The 1,311-nt window shown below is 52.6% G+C and carries 1 protein-coding gene; it reads left to right on the top strand.

Annotation, left to right across the window (positions count from 1 at the left end; translation table 11 throughout):
- The first annotated feature begins 56 nt into the window (after positions 1 to 56).
- Positions 57 to 1,282, top strand: a protein-coding gene (locus tag WFP70_RS26450) for an IS3 family transposase (protein WP_442956375.1) whose coding sequence is annotated in 2 segments (ribosomal slippage) — positions 57 to 399 and positions 399 to 1,282 — 1,227 coding nt in all. Because the reading frame shifts where the segments join, the coding sequence is not laid out codon by codon here.
- Positions 1,283 to 1,311: the final 29 nt, after the last annotated feature.

Raw genomic sequence — 1,311 nt, 5'->3', positions numbered from 1 at the left:
TGTAATAGCCCCCGTTTAAACCGGACACTTCACCAGTAAGACATAGTCATAGAGCTATGTTTAAGGAGTGTCCTGTGCAAAGAATCGAAGTGATCACTGGCGAGCAAAAACGCCGTCGTTATACTCCTGAAGAGAAAGCCCGTTTTGTTGCGCTCGCCATGCAGCCCGGCTACACCGTCTCACTCGTTGCCCGGCAATATGGCATCACACCCAGTCTTCTTTTTAAGTGGAAACGGCTCATGAACGAGGGTGGAAAGTCTGCGATCGCCGCTGGCGACGAGGTGGTCAGCGTCTCCGAGATCAAAGCGCTGGAGAAAAAAGTCAAACAGCTTGAACAAATGCTGGGCCGCAAAACGATGGAAGCCGAAATCCTTCGGGACGCGCTTGAGATAGCCCAGGCAAAAAAGTTGATATCGCGCATGCCATTGCTGCCACCGGACGATACCCCCTCATCCGAATAGCAGAAGTGCTCTGCGTATCGCGTTCGAATCTTTATGAACGGCTCCTAAAGAAGCGCCAGCAGCGGCCAGCCCGCTATAGCAAAGATGATGACGCCCGACTGTTACCGCTTATCCGCCAGATATGCAGCGAGCGGGTGACAAACGGCTATCGCCGCGTGACGGTACACCTCAATCGTGCGCTGAAGGAACAAAACTGGCGGGTTAACCCCAAACGCATTTACCGGATCATGCAGGCGAACAACCTGTTGCTGGCAAAATCTGTTCATAGAAAGCCAGAGCGGAGTCATACCGGCAACGTCGTGACACTCAAGCCAGATACGCGCTGGTGTTCAGATGGCTTTGAAATCCGCTGCTGGAATCGGGAAGTCGTGCGGGTAGTGTTCAGCCTTGACTGCTGTGATCGCGAAGCCATCTGCTGGTCGGCGACAACAGGTGGAATAAACAGCGTTATGGTGCAGGATCTGCTGACAGAAAGTGTGGAAAAGCGCTTTGGCAATACGCTTTACCTGCCGCATGCCGTTGAGTGGCTGACCGATAATGGCAGTTGCTACATAGCGGACTCAACAAGAACGTTCGCCGCCTCACTCGGGTTCATCGTGTGTACGACGCCAGTACGCAGTCCGGAGAGCAACGGGATGGCTGAATCGTTCGTGAAAACGTTCAAGCGTGACTACGTGTATGTGAATGATCTGCCGGATGCCATGACAGTGATGGGAAAACTGACGGAATGGATGGAAGACTACAATAACTGGCATCCCCATAAAGGGCTGAAAATGCAGTCACCAAGGGAATACAGAAGTTCGCTGCTGGCTATAAATTAACCGTGTCCGTTTTAGCGGGGGCAACTCCA

The organism is Pantoea sp. USMM079 (assembly GCF_037153115.1).
GTDB classification, from domain to species: Bacteria; Pseudomonadota; Gammaproteobacteria; order Enterobacterales; family Enterobacteriaceae; genus Pantoea; species Pantoea communis.
This window is presented reverse-complemented; position numbering and strand designations above follow the sequence as displayed.